21 protein-coding genes are annotated in these 15,359 nt (G+C 63.4%); 7 read left to right on the top strand and 14 right to left on the bottom strand.

Annotated features, from left to right (window positions below; genetic code table 11):
- Positions 1-57 precede the first annotated feature (57 nt).
- Entirely contained in the window at positions 58-138 is an 81-nt protein-coding gene (pqqA, locus tag RBJ75_RS09460; protein WP_080900978.1) for a pyrroloquinoline quinone precursor peptide PqqA, read from the top strand.
- Positions 139-329: 191 nt separating this feature from the next.
- Here pqqA and RBJ75_RS09455 read toward each other — a convergent pair whose 3' ends face one another.
- Entirely contained in the window at positions 330-728 is a 399-nt protein-coding gene (locus RBJ75_RS09455) for a hypothetical protein (protein WP_234707378.1), read from the bottom strand.
- A gap of 54 nt (positions 729-782) precedes the next feature.
- Between RBJ75_RS09455 and RBJ75_RS09450 the strand changes: the two genes are divergently transcribed.
- Positions 783-1,184, top strand: coding sequence for a hypothetical protein (locus tag RBJ75_RS09450; protein WP_234707379.1), 402 nt, complete (start codon positions 783-785; stop codon positions 1,182-1,184).
- Positions 1,185-1,292: 108 nt separating this feature from the next.
- On the top strand, positions 1,293-1,523 hold the full coding sequence (locus RBJ75_RS09445; RefSeq protein WP_044409310.1) for a hypothetical protein: 231 nt from the start codon (positions 1,293-1,295) through the stop codon (positions 1,521-1,523).
- Positions 1,524-1,539: 16 nt separating this feature from the next.
- On the opposite strand, the gene RBJ75_RS09440 is transcribed toward RBJ75_RS09445, so the two are convergent.
- Genes RBJ75_RS09440 through RBJ75_RS09425 form a run of 4 tightly spaced genes read right to left on the bottom strand, consistent with a single transcriptional unit; the run spans position 1,540 to position 4,330 of the window.
- Entirely contained in the window at positions 1,540-1,893 is a 354-nt protein-coding gene (locus tag RBJ75_RS09440; protein WP_044409319.1) for a hypothetical protein, read from the bottom strand.
- Between the two features lie 38 nt (positions 1,894-1,931).
- Entirely contained in the window at positions 1,932-2,642 is a 711-nt protein-coding gene (locus RBJ75_RS09435; RefSeq protein WP_044409322.1) for an ABC transporter ATP-binding protein, read from the bottom strand.
- Positions 2,632-3,369: an ABC transporter permease gene (locus RBJ75_RS09430; protein ID WP_044409324.1), complete on the bottom strand. Its 738-nt coding sequence runs from the start codon at positions 3,367-3,369 to the stop codon at positions 2,632-2,634. The genes RBJ75_RS09435 and RBJ75_RS09430 overlap by 11 nt, the downstream gene beginning before the upstream one ends.
- Before the next feature lies 1 nt (position 3,370).
- On the bottom strand, positions 3,371-4,330 hold the full coding sequence (locus RBJ75_RS09425) for an ABC transporter substrate-binding protein (RefSeq protein WP_276156589.1): 960 nt from the start codon (positions 4,328-4,330) through the stop codon (positions 3,371-3,373).
- A 137-nt stretch (positions 4,331-4,467) separates the two neighbouring features.
- Between RBJ75_RS09425 and RBJ75_RS09420 the strand changes: the two genes are divergently transcribed.
- Positions 4,468-4,803, top strand: coding sequence for a hypothetical protein (locus RBJ75_RS09420; RefSeq protein WP_044405794.1), 336 nt, complete (start codon positions 4,468-4,470; stop codon positions 4,801-4,803).
- A 91-nt stretch (positions 4,804-4,894) separates the two neighbouring features.
- On the opposite strand, the gene RBJ75_RS09415 is transcribed toward RBJ75_RS09420, so the two are convergent.
- Both RBJ75_RS09415 and RBJ75_RS09410 read right to left on the bottom strand, forming a co-directional pair.
- Entirely contained in the window at positions 4,895-5,728 is an 834-nt protein-coding gene (locus RBJ75_RS09415; RefSeq protein ID WP_080900867.1) for a quinoprotein dehydrogenase-associated SoxYZ-like carrier, read from the bottom strand.
- Positions 5,729-5,783: 55 nt separating this feature from the next.
- Positions 5,784-6,707 (bottom strand): quinoprotein relay system zinc metallohydrolase 2, encoded by a 924-nt coding sequence (locus RBJ75_RS09410; RefSeq protein ID WP_044405790.1) that lies wholly within the window; start codon positions 6,705-6,707, stop codon positions 5,784-5,786.
- Positions 6,708-6,951: 244 nt separating this feature from the next.
- Here RBJ75_RS09410 and RBJ75_RS09405 point away from each other — a divergent pair, with 244 nt between their 5' ends.
- Both RBJ75_RS09405 and RBJ75_RS09400 read left to right on the top strand, forming a co-directional pair.
- Positions 6,952-7,836: a substrate-binding domain-containing protein gene (locus tag RBJ75_RS09405; protein WP_044405787.1), complete on the top strand. Its 885-nt coding sequence runs from the start codon at positions 6,952-6,954 to the stop codon at positions 7,834-7,836.
- Positions 7,833-8,396 carry a PQQ-dependent catabolism-associated CXXCW motif protein gene (locus tag RBJ75_RS09400; RefSeq protein WP_276156945.1) on the top strand — a complete coding sequence of 188 codons (564 nt, stop codon included), beginning with the start codon at positions 7,833-7,835 and terminating at the stop codon, positions 8,394-8,396. The genes RBJ75_RS09405 and RBJ75_RS09400 overlap by 4 nt, the downstream gene beginning before the upstream one ends.
- A 20-nt stretch (positions 8,397-8,416) precedes the next feature.
- On the opposite strand, the gene RBJ75_RS09395 is transcribed toward RBJ75_RS09400, so the two are convergent.
- The 5 genes from RBJ75_RS09395 to RBJ75_RS09375 all read right to left on the bottom strand — a co-directional run bounded on the left by RBJ75_RS09395 (position 8,417) and on the right by RBJ75_RS09375 (position 13,073).
- Entirely contained in the window at positions 8,417-9,028 is a 612-nt protein-coding gene (locus RBJ75_RS09395) for a hypothetical protein (protein WP_044411237.1), read from the bottom strand.
- Positions 9,025-9,870: an ABC transporter permease gene (locus RBJ75_RS09390; RefSeq protein WP_044411240.1), complete on the bottom strand. Its 846-nt coding sequence runs from the start codon at positions 9,868-9,870 to the stop codon at positions 9,025-9,027. Before RBJ75_RS09390 ends, RBJ75_RS09395 begins: the two co-directional genes overlap by 4 nt.
- Positions 9,867-10,670, bottom strand: a complete 804-nt coding sequence (locus tag RBJ75_RS09385; RefSeq protein ID WP_044411243.1) for an ATP-binding cassette domain-containing protein — start codon at positions 10,668-10,670, stop codon at positions 9,867-9,869. Before RBJ75_RS09385 ends, RBJ75_RS09390 begins: the two co-directional genes overlap by 4 nt.
- Entirely contained in the window at positions 10,667-11,602 is a 936-nt protein-coding gene (locus tag RBJ75_RS09380) for a YVTN family beta-propeller repeat protein (RefSeq protein ID WP_152647716.1), read from the bottom strand. The genes RBJ75_RS09385 and RBJ75_RS09380 overlap by 4 nt, the downstream gene beginning before the upstream one ends.
- 289 nt (positions 11,603-11,891) lie before the next feature.
- Entirely contained in the window at positions 11,892-13,073 is a 1,182-nt protein-coding gene (locus RBJ75_RS09375; RefSeq protein WP_044417112.1) for an ABC transporter substrate-binding protein, read from the bottom strand.
- Between the two features lie 134 nt (positions 13,074-13,207).
- Between RBJ75_RS09375 and RBJ75_RS09370 the strand changes: the two genes are divergently transcribed.
- A complete protein-coding gene (locus RBJ75_RS09370; protein WP_044417121.1) occupies positions 13,208-13,720 on the top strand; it encodes a DUF3280 domain-containing protein in 513 nt (170 codons plus the stop codon).
- 10 nt (positions 13,721-13,730) lie between these two features.
- On the opposite strand, the gene fghA is transcribed toward RBJ75_RS09370, so the two are convergent.
- Positions 13,731-14,576, bottom strand: a complete 846-nt coding sequence (gene fghA / locus RBJ75_RS09365; RefSeq protein WP_044417114.1) for an S-formylglutathione hydrolase — start codon at positions 14,574-14,576, stop codon at positions 13,731-13,733.
- A 137-nt stretch (positions 14,577-14,713) separates the two neighbouring features.
- Positions 14,714-15,334, bottom strand: a complete 621-nt coding sequence (locus RBJ75_RS09360; RefSeq protein WP_044418876.1) for a response regulator transcription factor — start codon at positions 15,332-15,334, stop codon at positions 14,714-14,716.
- Between the last annotated feature and the right edge of the window lie 25 nt (positions 15,335-15,359).

Below are 15,359 nucleotides of genomic sequence, written 5' to 3'. Positions count from 1 at the left end.
GGGCGGCCCTAGCTTTGATAACGCGCGAGCTCGCGCATAACCCCATGGGAGACCCGCATGACCTGGAAAACCCCGAAGATTGTTGAAGTTGCGGTGGGCATGGAAATCAACATGTACGCCTGCGCCGCGCGCAAGTAAGTTGCGGCGGATCCGATCTGACCGGCTTCGTGGCATCAGCGCCTGGAGCTGGTCAGAGTTCTCGGCCTGGCAATCAGCGCTTGGCCGGAGTGCTGATCGGGTATGCAGCCAATCCGATGCCGGGGATCAAGCGTTGCGATGAGTGATGCTGTGCTCGGCCGAATGGCGCGCAAACCAGGATGACGATCAGCTCACGAATATTCGGCTTGGCAATAGCATGGCTCGTAGCACTGCTTCCTTGTGTGGTGCATGGCGAGGATATCGATACCGAGCATCTGTTCGGATTCATGATCGGGGCCGACGTCGGCAATCCCGGCGAGCGGGAATTCCAGAGCCAGACGACGGGGCGGTTGGGCGCGAGCCAAGGAAGATATCGCGCAATCGAGCAGGAGTTCGAGCTGGAATTCGTGCCCGCCCGAAATTTCCGAATCGAGGCGGGGGCGGCATTCGCTGCGCATAATATCGCTGGCGTGCCCGACCTGGAGAATCGCCGCCAATTGGCCTTGCAGGGTGCGTCGATTGATTTTCGTTACAGATTTCTCGATCGGCAGGCGGCGCCGTTTGGCTTGACGGTCGGGCTGCAGAGCCATGCCGACCGTGTCGATGATGCGACCGCCGAGGCGGTCCGCAGCTATGGCACGGAGTTGACGCTGGCGGTCGACCGGGAATTGGTGGCCAACGCCGTCATTGCCGCGGTCAATCTGATCTATCAGCCGGAATGGACCCGCGTCGTCGGCAGCGGCCGGACCGAGCGGGAGTCCACGGCAGGCGTGGCCTTGGGCATGATGGCGCGGGTTTCTCCCGGCATCCTTCTCGGTGGCGAGGCGCGCTATCTGCGGCGCTATCAGGCAATCGGTTTGGATGATCTTTCGGGTCAGGCGCTGTTTGTCGGCCCGACCGTCTATGTCCAGCTGTCGAAAGTATCGTGGCTGACGGCCAGTTGGAGCAGTCAGGCCTGGGGCCGCCCAGCCGGGGCCCATGCCGGGCTCGATCTGGTTGATTTCCAACGGCACCAGGCCCGGCTGGTGTTCGGCGTCAATTTCTAGGCTGGAACCGGAAGCGCCCGGGTCCGTCACGCAGGATTGAAAACGGGTCGGCGGTATCGCCGCCGTTTCGTGCTAAGCAAATCAAGTATCAGCCAGGGATCAACAGCCATGAATCCGGTAGAACTGATCGTGACGGTCTGTACGGTGTTGTCGCCGGCGGCCTGCGAAGAGACCCACATGGTGTTCAACTATAACGGTCCGCTGCGGCAATGTGTGATGGGGGCGCAGCCCTACATTGCCAAATGGGTCGGCGAACATCCGAAGTGGCACGCGGTGAAATGGCGTTGCGAATATCCGCACAGCAATGACCGGGCCGGCGCTCCGGCATCGGCTGGCTGATTGGGGCTGGCGCTGGCTATTTATTGCAGTCGGTGAGATCCTTGTCTTCGATCAGAAACACCGCGTCGGCCTTGATCTCGATATTACGCACCTGACATTGCCGCCCGTCCGGGAAGCCGACCTTGGCGTCGTAGCGCCCGGGGCCGACGCCGGTGATGCGCAGCCGTTCGTCGTGGTCAACCTCCTTGTCCTTGTCGTTCAGGGTCTGGTTCGGTCCCCAGTCGCTGTTGCCGGCGGCAGACAGCTGAAAGCCCGAGATTGTCGCGGTGGTCAGGTTCCACAGCCGGATGCCTTTGCCTTTGGCATGCGCGATCAGCGGAATCGGCGCGACGAGCAGGGTGGCGATGAGCGGCAATGCGATGCGCGACATAGTCTTCTCCCAACGTTTGTGTGTCCGCGATCGGACAGTCACAGGTTTGCAAGATCCAGTCCCGCGAGATCGGCCTTGATGCGGGTCAGTTCGGCGCCGCCGCGGGCGGCACGGGCTATGCCAATGGGCACGGTGGCGACCACGCGACCCGGCCGCGGCGAGAGGAAGAACAATTGGTCGCAGAGACGGACGGCGTCGTCGATGTCGTGGGTCACCAGCACGGTCGTCACCGCGCGGCTGTCGACCAGCGCGGCGATCTGGTCGCGTAGCGTCGCGGCGAGGGCGGCGTCGAGCGACGCCAGCGGTTCGTCGAGAATGAGGATGTCGGGCTCGACTGCAAAGGCCCGGGCCAGCGCGACGCGACGGGCGAGGCCGAGTGACAATTCATGCGGAAAATGATTGCGGTGGGCGGTCAATTCGAGCTGCGCAAACAGCCGCGCAAGCCCGGGCTCGTCGGCCCGCGGCGCCGCCAGCCGGACATTGTCCTCGACCGAGCGCCATGGCAGCAAGCGCGGCTCCTGGAACACGATGCCGATCCGTGCGTCGGCGGGTCGGTTCACCGTTCCCTGATAATCGTGGTCGAGTCCGGTCAAGATCCGCAGCATCGTGCTCTTGCCGCAGCCCGACGGGCCGATGACGCCGCCGACTTCGCCGCTGGCCAGCGCGAAATTCAGATTTGACAGCACCTCGGTGCATTCGCCGGCGGCGTTCTGATAGCACTTGCGCGTGATGTTCACCTCAAGCCGCACGGGGGCGCCACCGAAACAAACGGGTTTCGAGCGGCTGCACCAGCAAGGTTTCGATGATGAGGACCACGGCCGCGAAGGTCAGCGAATAGGCAAGCAGCAACGGGATGTCGAACAGTTGGAATGCCACCCCGATTTCGAAACCGACGCCATCGGGGCGTCCGAGCAATTCGGCGACCAGCACGATCTTCCAGACCAGCGCCAGGCCGGAGCGGGCGCTGGCGGCGATATAGGGTGCCAGTTGCGGCAGGATGACGTGACGAAACGTTGTGCCACGGGGGATCGCGAACACGGTCGCCATCTCTTCGAGCGCGGGATCGAGCGCCCGCGTTCCCTCCCGCAGCGTGACGACGGCGGTCGGAAGCTTGTTGATGGCGATCGCCATGATCGCCGCGGCCTCGGTCAGCCCGGCCCAGATATAGGCCAGCACGATCACGACGAGGGCAGGCAGGTTGAGCAGTAGGATCAGCCAGGGATCGCCGAGCCGGTCGGCCAGCCGCACCCGTCCCATCAGATAGCCGATCGCGGAGCCCAAACTCATCGCCAGGGTGAAGGCGAGGGCCACGCGCACCAAGGTGATGCCAAGGTTGAGAAACAACGCGCCGGATCTGGCCTCAGCCAACATCGCCGCCAGAACCGCGGGTGGCGCCGGCAGCTTGGCATCGCCGATCAGCAGCGAGGCGATCCACCAGCTGGCCAGTAGCAGGGCAAAGGACAGCAGGCGCAGCACCTCAGTCTCCCGGAATCGGGTGATAGAAAGTGCCGGGCTCGAGATCCGACGCCGGCCCGACCAATTGGCGGCCGCCGATGCCGGCCAGCACGCGATAGAGCACGCGGGCATCGGCCTCTTCGTCGGCGATCGGACGGCGCGGAATGCCCTCGCGATAGCGTTCGCGATACACGCGCAGGGTCGCGGCGTCGGTCACACCCGTCAATGGTGCGATGCTATCCCACGCCGGATCCGACGTCGCCAAGGTCTCCTTGGCCTTGCGGCCGACGGCGATGAAGCGCGCGACCAGCTCGGGATTGGCGTTGGCCCATGACTCACGAAAGACGTAGCCGAGCATCGCGATACGGCCTTTGGCGCCCAGCTCGGGCAGCAGGGTCTCGATTCCGGCGAGGCGGCGGAAGCCATCGGACTCCAACCCTGCGGAGAAATTCCAATAATTGAGCACCGCATCCATTTCCCCGCCGCGCATCTTTGCCGCCAGCAATGGCGGCGCGCCATAGACGATGGTCGCCTCCGACTTCAGGTCGATGTCGTGTTGTTTCAGCCGGGCTTGCAGCAGCAGCCAGCTCTTGTCGAGCGGCCCGCCCGCGACGGCAAGGGTGCGGCCCTTGAGATCGGCCAGGCTCCGGATCGGCGAGGAGCCCGCCACCATCACTGCGCCGAGCGCGCTGGAATAGGGATAGAAGGTCAGCTTGGCGCCGAGGCTGCGCTCGCGCGAGACCCATAGCCAGTCCGACACGATGATATCGGCATTGCGGGCGCGGAGCGCAATCTTGCCGGCCTCCGGACTGGCAAGTTCGAGCGTTTGGATCGACAGGCCGGCCTCCTTGTCGAGGCCGTGGCTGCGGATGACCGACATCTCCCAGGCCAGGGTGCCGGTCTTTTGCACCGCAACCCGGACGGTCTGCGCAGCGCAACATGCTCCTGCCCAGGCGATCGTCAGCCACGCGGCGACAAGCATACTAACAAGGAATCGCATTGTCCCTCGAACGGTTTCCTCATACGACTTCTTCCAGCATGATAGTCATAGCATAAGTTTCACGCCGTGCGGTGGAGTACGACATGACTTTTGATGGAGCGAGACGACTTCTTGTCACCATGCTGGCGACGCTGCCGCTGACATTGTCGGCGGCAGTGAGCGGTGCGCGCGCGCAGCAGGTCAATGACTATCCGACCTCGGCGCGGGCCGAATATGTCTTCGGCTGCATGAAGGCCAATGGCGAGACCCGTCAGGCGATCGAACAATGTTCCTGCTCGGTAGACATCATTGCGTCACTAGTGCCCTATGAGCGGTATGTCACTGCGGAAACCGTTCTGAGCCTGTCGCAGGTCCGGGGCAATCTCGGCAGCCAGTTCCGCACCTCCGAACAGGCGGCCAATGCCCTCAACGAGCTGCGGCGCGCGCAGGCCGAAGCGGAGGTGCGTTGCTTCTAACGACCGCGGATCAAACCACGTCACTTGGATTGCGACCCAGACCGGGTGGGCTACCGGACCGTGCCGCAGCAACGTTGCCGCCCTGCGGGCATCAGGTGCCGGGGTCCTGGATTTTCCATTGATGCTCGAACACGTGGCCTTCGGTGTCCTTGGCCTCGGCGCGGAACTGCTTGGCTCCGTTCGACACGTAGGTGAAACGCAGATTGGGGTTTTCCGAGATCGAAATGCCGCCCTCCATCGCCAGCACCAGGCTGTCGTCCTGCCACAGCCGCAACTCATTGATGAAGAAGGCCGGCGTATAGAGCTGGGTCAGCTGATCCATCTGCAGGCCGGAATTATTGGGGTGTCCGATCATGATCTGGACCTCGCGGGCGCCGCTGGCGGCGCCCGCACCCGCCTTGGCGAATTGCCGGTATCGCATCTGGCCCAGCTGGTCCCGCGCGTCGGCGGTCTTGGCGGCCGGCGCCGAACATCCGCCGGACGCCTTGACGTAGGTCTTCGCCATATACAGCTTGCCATCGCTCAACTCGGCCACCGCATGGACGTTGGTATAGTTGTTGACGCGGACCCGGGTCGAGATTTCAGAAATCTTGGCGTCCGGCCCGAAATCGAACTTTGCGGCCATCGGCGCGGGGTTTTGATCGATCACCAAGGTCAGCTTCCGGACCTGGCGGGCGTCGGCCGGCGACAGCAGTACCCGCATTGTCACCGGAACGATCGCCGCATCTTCGGCGCGATAGGGCATGTCGATGGCGATCACCTTGGCGCCGTCATTGATCGGCCGACGTTGGAAAATCTCCTGGGCGAGATCCGGCCAAGGATCATAGGCCTCGGCCTCGGCCTCCGCCGCGGCAGCGACAGTCCCAATGGGCAAAGCACTCAACAAGCCGGCGACGCAGAGTAAGCCTAGGTGGCGTCCGAACATGATGACCCCCTCTCGAAAGGCGGAGTTGCGATGGTACTATACGCTGATACGTCTGCTATTCCCATTCAATTTGCGAAAATGCTGCAGTTGCGTTGCGCGCATTGAAGTCATCGAACAATTGCCATCGCGACCGTTCGGAGGCCGCTGCGGTGTCGGCGGCGGCCCGGATCGACTGACCGCGGGCGACCGCCGCACGAATATCGGTTGTGAGCGTGTTGAGATAGCGGCTTTCGTCGGCGAGGGCGGCCGGCCATGGGCTCACGGCGCCGTGGCCCGGAACCACGCGCTTGGCGGGAAGCTGACGGAGTTCGTCGATCACGCCAAGCCAGCCGCGCAGATTGCCGTCCAGCACCGGCGTATGGCCGAGGAACACGAGATCGCCAGCGAACAACGTTCCGCTTTGCGTATCGAGCACGGTGAGATCGCTGTCGCTGTGCGCGGCCGGCCAGGCCCGTAGCGCCAGAACCCGGTCGCCGAGATCGAGGTTGAGCGCACCGTCGACAAGCAATGTCGGTGGAATCAGCGCGACCTGATCGATCAGCGCGTCGCCCATGGTTCGGCGGAACGCCTGGAGATAGAACGGCCCGCGGGTGGCCAGCGCCTTCGGCAGGTTGTGGTGGCCGACAAAGGTGACGCCGTCCTTTACGAAGGCCGCGTTGCCGAACACGTGATCGGGATGGCCATGGGTATTGATGACGTAGCGGATCGGCTTGTCGGTGTGGCTGCGGATCGCCGCGCGCAACTGATTGCCTTCGACAACGCTGCCGCCGGTGTCGATCACCGCCACCGCATCGCGACCGATCACAAAGCCGAGATTGGCGATCGCGCCCGCGTTCTGCTGCGTCATCAATTGATGGACGCCGATATGAACGAAGACGCCGGGGGCGATCTCGGTGACCGGCAATTGCGGTTGTTGTGCCCATGAAGAGGGCGATCCAAGCATGATGAATGCAACGATCAGAGCCGCGAGAGCAACCATTCTGCCGATCTCCCTGTGGGACGACGCGAGAAACTCACGACGCGCTGCGTCATCGATGTCCGCTGCGACGCAACATGAATGTAGCAAGCGCGTAGTCAAGCGCGTAGTAAGGATATTCCGGTTGCGGGCCGCGGGCGAGGGGCTTAACTTGTTTGCGCTACCATCCCGATGAGCGTCGGTTGCTTGCGATGGCCGATCTCTGTGAAATTTTGCGAAGATTGGCAGGCAAACCGTGCATGGTTCGATGAGATCTCCCACCCGGAATCGCTGGCCGCTGATTGTGCTTCTCGGGCTTGCCGGCGCGCTCAGCGGCCCTGTGGCATGCTGGGCGCAGTCCGGTGATGCGACCGATCTGTCGATCGAACTGGTCGATCCCAAGGTGCTGCGGGTTTGCGCTGATCCGCACAATCTGCCGTTTTCCAACGACAAGGGCGAGGGCATCGAGAACAAGATTGCCGAATTATTCGCCGAAAAGATGCACAAGAAACTGGACTACATGTATTTCCCGCAGGCCACCGGTTTCGTTCGGATGACGCTGGGCGCGCATCGCTGCGATGTCATCATGGGGTTTCCCCAGGGCGACGAATTGGTGCAGGGCACCAATCCCTATTATCGAACGGCCTATGCGGTGGTGGTCAAGCCGGGCAGCGGGCTCGAGGATATCACCACGCTGGAAGATCCGCGGCTGAAGACCAAGCATATCGGCATCGTCGCGGGCACGCCGCCCGCCACCAACATGGCCGCCAATGGGCTGATGACAAATGCCAAGCCCTATCCGCTGGTGATCGACACTCGCAAGGAATCCTCGGCGGTCGCGATGATCAAGGATCTGATGGCGGGTGAGATTGACGTGGCGATCCTGTGGGGACCGATGGCGGGCTACTACGCCAAACAGGAAAATCCGGCGCTGCATGTCACGCCGCTGCTTAAGGAGACCGCCGGACCCAAACTGGTCTACCGTATCGGCATGGGTGTGCGGCCGGCAGAGCAGAACTGGAAACGCCAGCTCAACCGGCTGATCGAGGAGAACCAGCCGGCCATCAACAAGATCTTGCTCGATTTCGGCGTTCCGCTGCTGGATGAGAACGACCGACCGATCGCCGCGGCCGCCACCACCAAGTCGCCATGAACTGGAGGGCGGCCGGTGCAGTTCTTGCGCTGGTGGTGGGCACGGCCCCGCTGCTGGCGCGCGACATCGCGCCGGAGCCGGACGATTATCGGTGGGAGCATTATCGGGCGCCAGTCCCGGCCACGCTGAAAGGCGCCCGCGTGGTGTCGACCGAGCAGGCCGAGGCGATCTGGAGCGCCGGGCAGGCGGCCTTCATCGACGTGCTGCCGCGCGCGCCGAAGCCACCAAATCTGCCAGCCGGCACCATCTGGCGCGATCGGCCGCGACTCGACATTCCAGGCAGCATCTGGCTTCCCGACACCGGCTATGGCGCGCTGTCATCGGCGACCGAGCACTATCTCAAGCGCGGCGTGGCCGACGCCTCCGGCGGCGACAAGTCCAGATTGCTGGTGATCTATTGCCAGGCCGATTGCTGGATGTCGTGGAACGCGGCCAAGCGCGTGCTGTCCTATGGCTACAAGAATGTCGCCTGGTATCCGGACGGCACCGATGGCTGGGAGCAGGCGCTGCTGCCCTTGACGCCGGCGCAGCCGAAGCCGCGCGACGACGCCGAGAACTGATCCGGGCAGTTGGCGGTCCGCTATTCCATCTCCTGCTGGATCACGCGTCCAAGGCCGAACAGACGCTGGTCGATCGCGGTGGGGACCTCGCAGACGAATTTGATCACCCGGCGCCGGTCCTCGAATATCCGCGTCTCCCAGGTCAATTGATTGTTGAGTTCGTCGATCTTGGCCTGATCGGGTGGCGTCGCATCCTGCAGCGCCCGTAATCCATCGGCATCCGATCGGATCTTGTCGGCGGCGTCGCGTTGTTTACGGGTGATCCTTTCCAGGCCATTCAGCACCGAGGAGCGCTCGGCGTTGAGCGTATCGAACAGGCCGGCAAACAATAGCTTGCCCGCATGGGTCTTGTCGGTTGCCGGGCTGGCGAGAAAATCGGTGATCTTCTGCTCGGCCTGGTCGAGCGGGATCTTGCGCGCCGCCAGCAGCGGCACCAGCGCGTCGACCTTGGGATCGTCCTGCCATTTGCTGCCGATTTCGTCGAGCGGCGGGCCGGCCCACACCGCTGCCAGCGAAATTTCCGGGACCTTGGCCTGCGCGCACGGCCAGTCCGGGTAGCGCGGGTCAGCGGCGAAGCCGGCGCCGCTCGACATCGCCAGCAACAGGGCGGCGATTGCGACCGGGTATTTCATGTCTCACCTCCGGGGCCGCGGCGGATCAGGCCGCGCGAGGGATCATAGGCATAAATAGCCGCGACGATGAAGACGGCGGTACAGCCGCCGACCACGGCGAGCGATATCCAGTTGAGCTGTCCGTAGAGCGCGAAGCGGATCAGCTCGACCGCATGGGTGAACGGATTGAACTGGCAGACATAATACAAGATCGGGCTGCCCTCGCGCACGCGCCACAGCGGATACAGCGCGGATGAGGCGAAAAACATCGGAAAGATCACGAAGTTCATCACGCCGGCGAAATTCTCCAGCTGCTTGACGCCGGACGAGATCAGCATCCCCAGCGCGCCGAGCATCAGCCCCGACAGCATCAAGGCCGGCAGCACCGTCAGATAGCCGAGCGGCGGCGGCGCGATATCCCAGAACCAGGCGATCAGCAGGAAGGCATAGACCTGCAGCAGCGATACCGCGGTGCCGGCGAGCAATTTGCAGAACAGCAGATAGCCGCGCGGCAGCGGGCTGACCAGCAATGTGCGCATATTGCCCATCTCGCGGTCATAGACCATCGACAGCGACGACTGCATGCCGTTGAACAGCTGGATCATCGCGATCAGACCTGGCGCGATATAGACCTCGTAGAGGATGTAGGTTTCATAAGGCGGGATGATCGAGATGCCGAGCACCTGACGAAAGCCCGCGGCAAAAATGAACAGCCACACCAGCGGCCGCACCAGCGCCGAGACGAAGCGTTCGCGCTGATGCAGGAAGCGCAGCGCTTCGCGCCAGACGATGCCGTTCAGGCAGGTGAGGTATTGCGCGACGGAGAAGCCGGTTCGGGCCGGCGAGACGGTGGTAGTGCTCATGGCGCCGCGCTCCCGGTCAGCCGCATGAAGGCGGCGTTGAGGTCCGGCGCACCGGCTTCGGCGACGACGCCCGTGACCTCGCGATGCGCCAGCACCCGACCCTGGTGCAGCACCACAAGATCGTCGCCGGGTGCGATCTCGTCGAACAGATGGGTGGCCCACAGCACGCCGATGCCGTGGTCGCTGACCAGCTGGCGGACATGGCCCAGAATTGCGGCGCGGGCCTTGACGTCGAGCCCGACGGTGGCCTCGTCGAGCAACAACAGGCGCGGGCGATGCAGCAAAGCGCGGGCGATTTCCAGCCGCCGCATCTGGCCGCCCGACAAGTCGCGGACCTTGCTGGCGGCGCGGTCGGCAAGATCGATCTGCGCCAGCACCTCGCCGCTGCGCAGCCGGGCCTCGCGGCGATCGATGCCGTGCAGCGCGGCGTGATAGAGCAGGTTCTGCGTCACCGACAGATCGAGATCGAGGGTGCGCGGTTGGAATACGACGCCCAGCAGCCGCAGCGCTTCTCCGGGTGCCGAGCCGACGTCATGGCCGAAGATGCCGATGCGTCCGGCCTGAATGCCGAACAGCCGGGTGATCAGCGTGAACAGCGTGCTCTTGCCGGCGCCGTTGAGGCCGAGCAAAGCGGTGAAACTGGCCGGGGCGACGGCGAAGCTGATGTCGATCAGCGCGCGCCGCGCGCCGTAGCTATGGCTGAGTCCGGCGATCGATAGCGCCGGGATCGCCGCGGGATCAGGCCCCGTCGTCGCGTCCGGCGCGGTGCGAACAACATGATTGACGTCGGCTGTGATCATTGCGGCGCCATGGTGATGCCCCAGGGCAGTTCGCCGACCTGGATGGTCTTGATGACCTTGCGCGCGGCGACGTCGATCACCGAGACGTCGTTGGAGACGCCATTGGTCACCAGCAGATATTTTTCGTCAGGCGTAAAGGCCATATGCCAGACCCGCTGTCCGACCAGCAGATATTTACTCACCTTATGAGTTGCGGCATCCACCACCGCGACCCGGTTGGCCGGTCCCAGCGCGATGAACGCGGTCTTGCCATCCTTGGTCATGCCGATGCCGACCGGCTGGATCGCCTCGCGGCGTAGGCCCGGAATCTCGAAAGTGATCTTGTCGACCACGGCGGCTTTGGCCGGATCGATCACCGACACGGTGCCGCCGATTTCCGACGAGACCCATAATTCCGAGCCGTCGCGCTTGAAGGCGGCGAAGCGCGGCCGAGCATCGACCAGCACATTGGCGACGTTCTTTCGCGTCGCGGTGTCGATGAAATGCGCCATATTGGTGGTTTCGGAGGTGTTGATCAGGGTCTTGCCGTCCGGGCTCAGCGCCATGCCCTCCGGCTCGACGCCGACCTGGATGTCGCCGACGCGGACCCGCTTGACGAGATCGATCACCGTCACCGTGTTGTCGTTCTCATTGGCGACATACAGCGTCTTGCCGGAATCATCCTGGGTGAACAGTTCCGGATCGGGACCCGACGGCAGCTTGTCGACGATCTGGTGGGTGGTGGTATCGATCACCTCGATGGTGTCGTCATCGCCAACCGCGACCATCACGAACTTGCCGTCCTTGCTGAATTCGATGCCGCGCGGCCTTTGCCCGACCTTGATGGTGTCGGTGACGCGCCAGCCGTCGGTATCGATCACCGACACGGTGTTGCTCTTCTCGTTCGACACATAGGCGATGAAGGCAGAGGCGGGGGAGGCGACAGACAGCATCGCCAGAATGATGGCGACCAGCGTCGCCACGCGGCCGACACGCACCGTGCCCGGCACACGAGGCTTATCGTGCTGTTCGCTCATCGGCGCCCTCGGAGCCTGACCGAAATAGAAGCCGATAAAATCAACCTTGACTTCGTCATTGCGAGCCGAGGACGGCGCATCGCGCCGTCCGAACGCGAAGCAATCCAGGGGCGACAAGCACAGACTGGATTGCTTCGTCGCAAGAGCTCCTCGCAATGACGACCTTGAAGGCCTCATTCTATTAATCCCTTTTAGAGCCAGACTCTCACTTCAACTTGCATTTGGTTTCGGGGCGATCGACGCCCAGCGTATCGAGTTCGGAAAACTGATGCAGAAATCCCTCTTGCGGCGACACCGACACCACCATGCGGCCGTCGACCAGCAGGATCGGTTGGCGCAGCTGCAAATTCCAGTCGCGCAGGGTCAATCGCTGACCCTTGAAGGCGGCGAGCGAAAACTCCGGACTTGTCATGAAGGCGAGGGAGCGCCGCGGATCGCCGGACCCCAGGCGGGAGCTGGCTTCGCCGATCATCCGCGCCGCGGTCCAGGCTTGCATGTCGAGCGCGGTCATGTGTCGGGAATTCTGCTCGACGAAACGGCTCTGCAATTGGGTCGCGCCCCATTGATCCTGCGCCGCATCCCAACTGGTCGGCACCAGCCCGGCCGAGCCGGCGACGGGGCGCGGATCCCAGATCCGGTACGGCAGATAGGATGCGAAGACTTCGCTCTCGTCCGCCGCCACCAGCACGTCATAGGCCGGCGCCTGCTGGGTGAATACCGGGATTTGCCGCTGGATCAAGGTGACGCCGCTGTCGGTGCGGCGGGCGCCGCCCTTATCCTCGAACACCCGTTCCTCGACGATCTTGGCGCCGAAGCGCGCCGCGGCGCGGCGCAATGCGGCCGCGTAGCTCTTGTCGTCCTCGTGCGATCCCAGCACCAGCAACCAGCGATTCCACTTCTTCCACACCAAATATTGCGCCAGCGCATCCGCGAGCATCGATCGGGTGGGCGCGACATGGATGACATTGGGGCGGCATTGTTCTTCGCGCAGTGAATCGTCGATCGCCCCGATATTGAACAGGACGGTGCCGCGATCGCGCAGCGCATCGGCGGCCTTCAGCAGCGCGTCGGCGGGAAGATCCGCGATGATGAAGCCGTTGCGGCTGGCCAGCGCGGTCGCGGCCGCTGCGGAATCGTCGCTGTCGCCGAGCCGGACCTCGTCGAGCGTGAAGTGCTGATTGAGGAATTTGCCGGTGGTGTTGTTATCGGCGATCGCCAATCGGGCGCCCGCGATGCCGTTATCCGCGGCCGGCTGTTGCACCAGCGACAATGTCTGCGCGACGCCGGCGCGGCCGAGATAACCAATGCCGATCTCGACGGGCTCGGCCGCCAGCGCGTGGCTGACCATGACGGATAGGCCGATTGCACCGATCAACCATCGGATCATGGTGCCTCCCTGAAATTTCTCCTCGACTGAACCAGTCGCGGCGCCCGGCCTGGCCTGCAAGGATTGTTGACTTGAAACATGACTGAATTGTCCTAGCTTGCAACCCTGATTTTCCTCGCGTGGTGATCACCGTGATGAGAGCGCTGCTGCTGTGCCTCGCGCTGATGCTGAGCGGTGCCGTGCCGGCGCGCGCGGATCCGTCCAGACTTGCGGTGTTCGACTTTGAAATGATCGATACCAGCCTGCAGGGCGAGGTCGATGGTCCGCGCAGCGAGGAGCAGGATCGGCTATCGCGGATCGGCGATCAGCTGCGCCGGGAACTGGTGCAATCCGGAAAATACCATCTGGTCGATATCGCGCCGATCAATGCTGCGGCGCACGGGCGCAATCTCCAGGCCTGCGGCGGCTGCGACGTGCAATATGCCCAGCAGCTCGGCGCCGATCTGGCGATGACCGGCGTGGTCCAGAAGGTCTCCAACCTCATTCTCAACGTCAATATCTACCTGCGCAATGCCCATACCGGGCGCCTCGTCACCGCCGCAAGCGCCGATATGCGTGGCAATACCGACGAGTCCTGGTCGCGCGCGATCAGCTATCTGGTCCGCAATCGGTTGCTGGCGCCGAATTACGGTGCGCCGCAGCCATAATAGGCTGGCTCTATTTGGCCAACCGTGCGGCGTGCCAGCGCAGGTGGTCGGCCATGAAGGTGGAGATGAAGTAGTAGCTGTGGTCATAGCCGGGCTGGCGGCGCAGCGTCAGCGCGATGCCGGCCTGGTCGCAGGCCGCCTGCAGCAGTTCCGGGCGAAGCTGTTCGGTCAGGAACGGATCGGCATCGCCAACATCGACCAGCAGTTCCGGAAATCGGGCGCCATCCTCGATCAGCGCCACCGCGTCATGCCGGCGCCAAGCCGTCTTGTCGTCGCCCAGATATCCGCCCAGGGCCTTGGTGCCCCATGGCACCTGCGAGGGCGCGACGATCGGCGAAAACGCGCTGGCGGCGCGGTAGCGCGCGGGATGGCGCAGAGCAACAGTTAGCGCGCCATGGCCGCCCATCGAGTGACCGAGGATCGACTGCCGGGCGGCATCGACCGGGAAGTGGCCGGCGATCAGTTCCGGCAATTCCTCCGTCACATAGCTCCACATCCGGTAATTCTTGGCAAAGGGCGGCTGCGTCGCATCGACATAGAAGCCGGCGCCGAGGCCGAAATCATAGGCGTTGGCGGGATCGCCCGGCACCTGGTCGCCGCGCGGGCTGGTATCCGGGGCCACAAGGATCAATCCCAATTCGGCACAGGCGGCGCGGAATTCGCCCTTCTCGGTGACATTGGCATGGGTGCAGGTCAGGCCGGACAGATACCATACCACCGGCAGCCTTGCGCTCTCCGGGTGAGGCGGCACGAAGATCGAAAAGGTCATGTCGGTTCCGGTCTCGCGACTGGCGTGCTTGTAGACGCCCTGGGTGCCGCCATGCGAGCGGATGAAAGAAACGGTTTGCAATGTCATGATTGGCTGAACTCCGGCGTGAGCGGCGCGATCCTAGAGCAATTCCGGTTCTGATAGAATCAGAACCGGAGCTCTAGATTCTTGTTTTGACGCGTTTTCTTCACGCGAACCGGTTGCCACTTCGCTCGAAAACGCTCTTAAGCGACGCCGCTCGCAATCGCCAGCCGCACCAATTCGGCGGAGGTGCGCACGCCGAGCTTCTGGCGCATCAGCGACGAGGTGTTGGCGACCGTCTTGTATGACGATTGGATCAGCCAGGCGATCTCGGCAAGGCTTTTTCCGGTGCTGAGCAGCCGCAAGATCTCGATTTCGCGCGAATTGAGCTTCGACAACGGGCTTTGGGCGATGCCGGGGCGGGCAAACGCAATGCTGCGCGCGATCGCCGGCGATAGATAGACCCCGCCATTACCAACCTCGCGGATGGCTTCGACCAGGTCGCGGGGATCGCCGGTTTTCGAAACATAGCCCCTGGCGCCGACCTCGATCGCGCGTGCGGCGAAAGCCGGATCGTCGTTCATGCTGAAGATGATGATCCGGGCCTCGGCATCGTGGGCGAGAAGGCGGCGGGTCAGTTCGAAGCCGGACACGGTCGGCAAATTGATGTCGAGGACGCAGACATCGGGGCGTTGCGCCAGAAAGATCTGCTCGCCGCTTTCGGCATCGGCGGCTTCCAGCAGCAAGGTCTCTGGGTGATCGGCAAATAGCGCACGGCAGCCCGATGCGACAATGGGATGATCGTCAACGATCAGGACACGCATGGTACAGGCCCCGAATACCGTTCCG

The organism is Rhodopseudomonas sp. BAL398 (genome assembly GCF_033001325.1).
GTDB lineage: Bacteria > Pseudomonadota > Alphaproteobacteria > Rhizobiales > Xanthobacteraceae > JARJEH01.
This window is presented reverse-complemented; position numbering and strand designations above follow the sequence as displayed.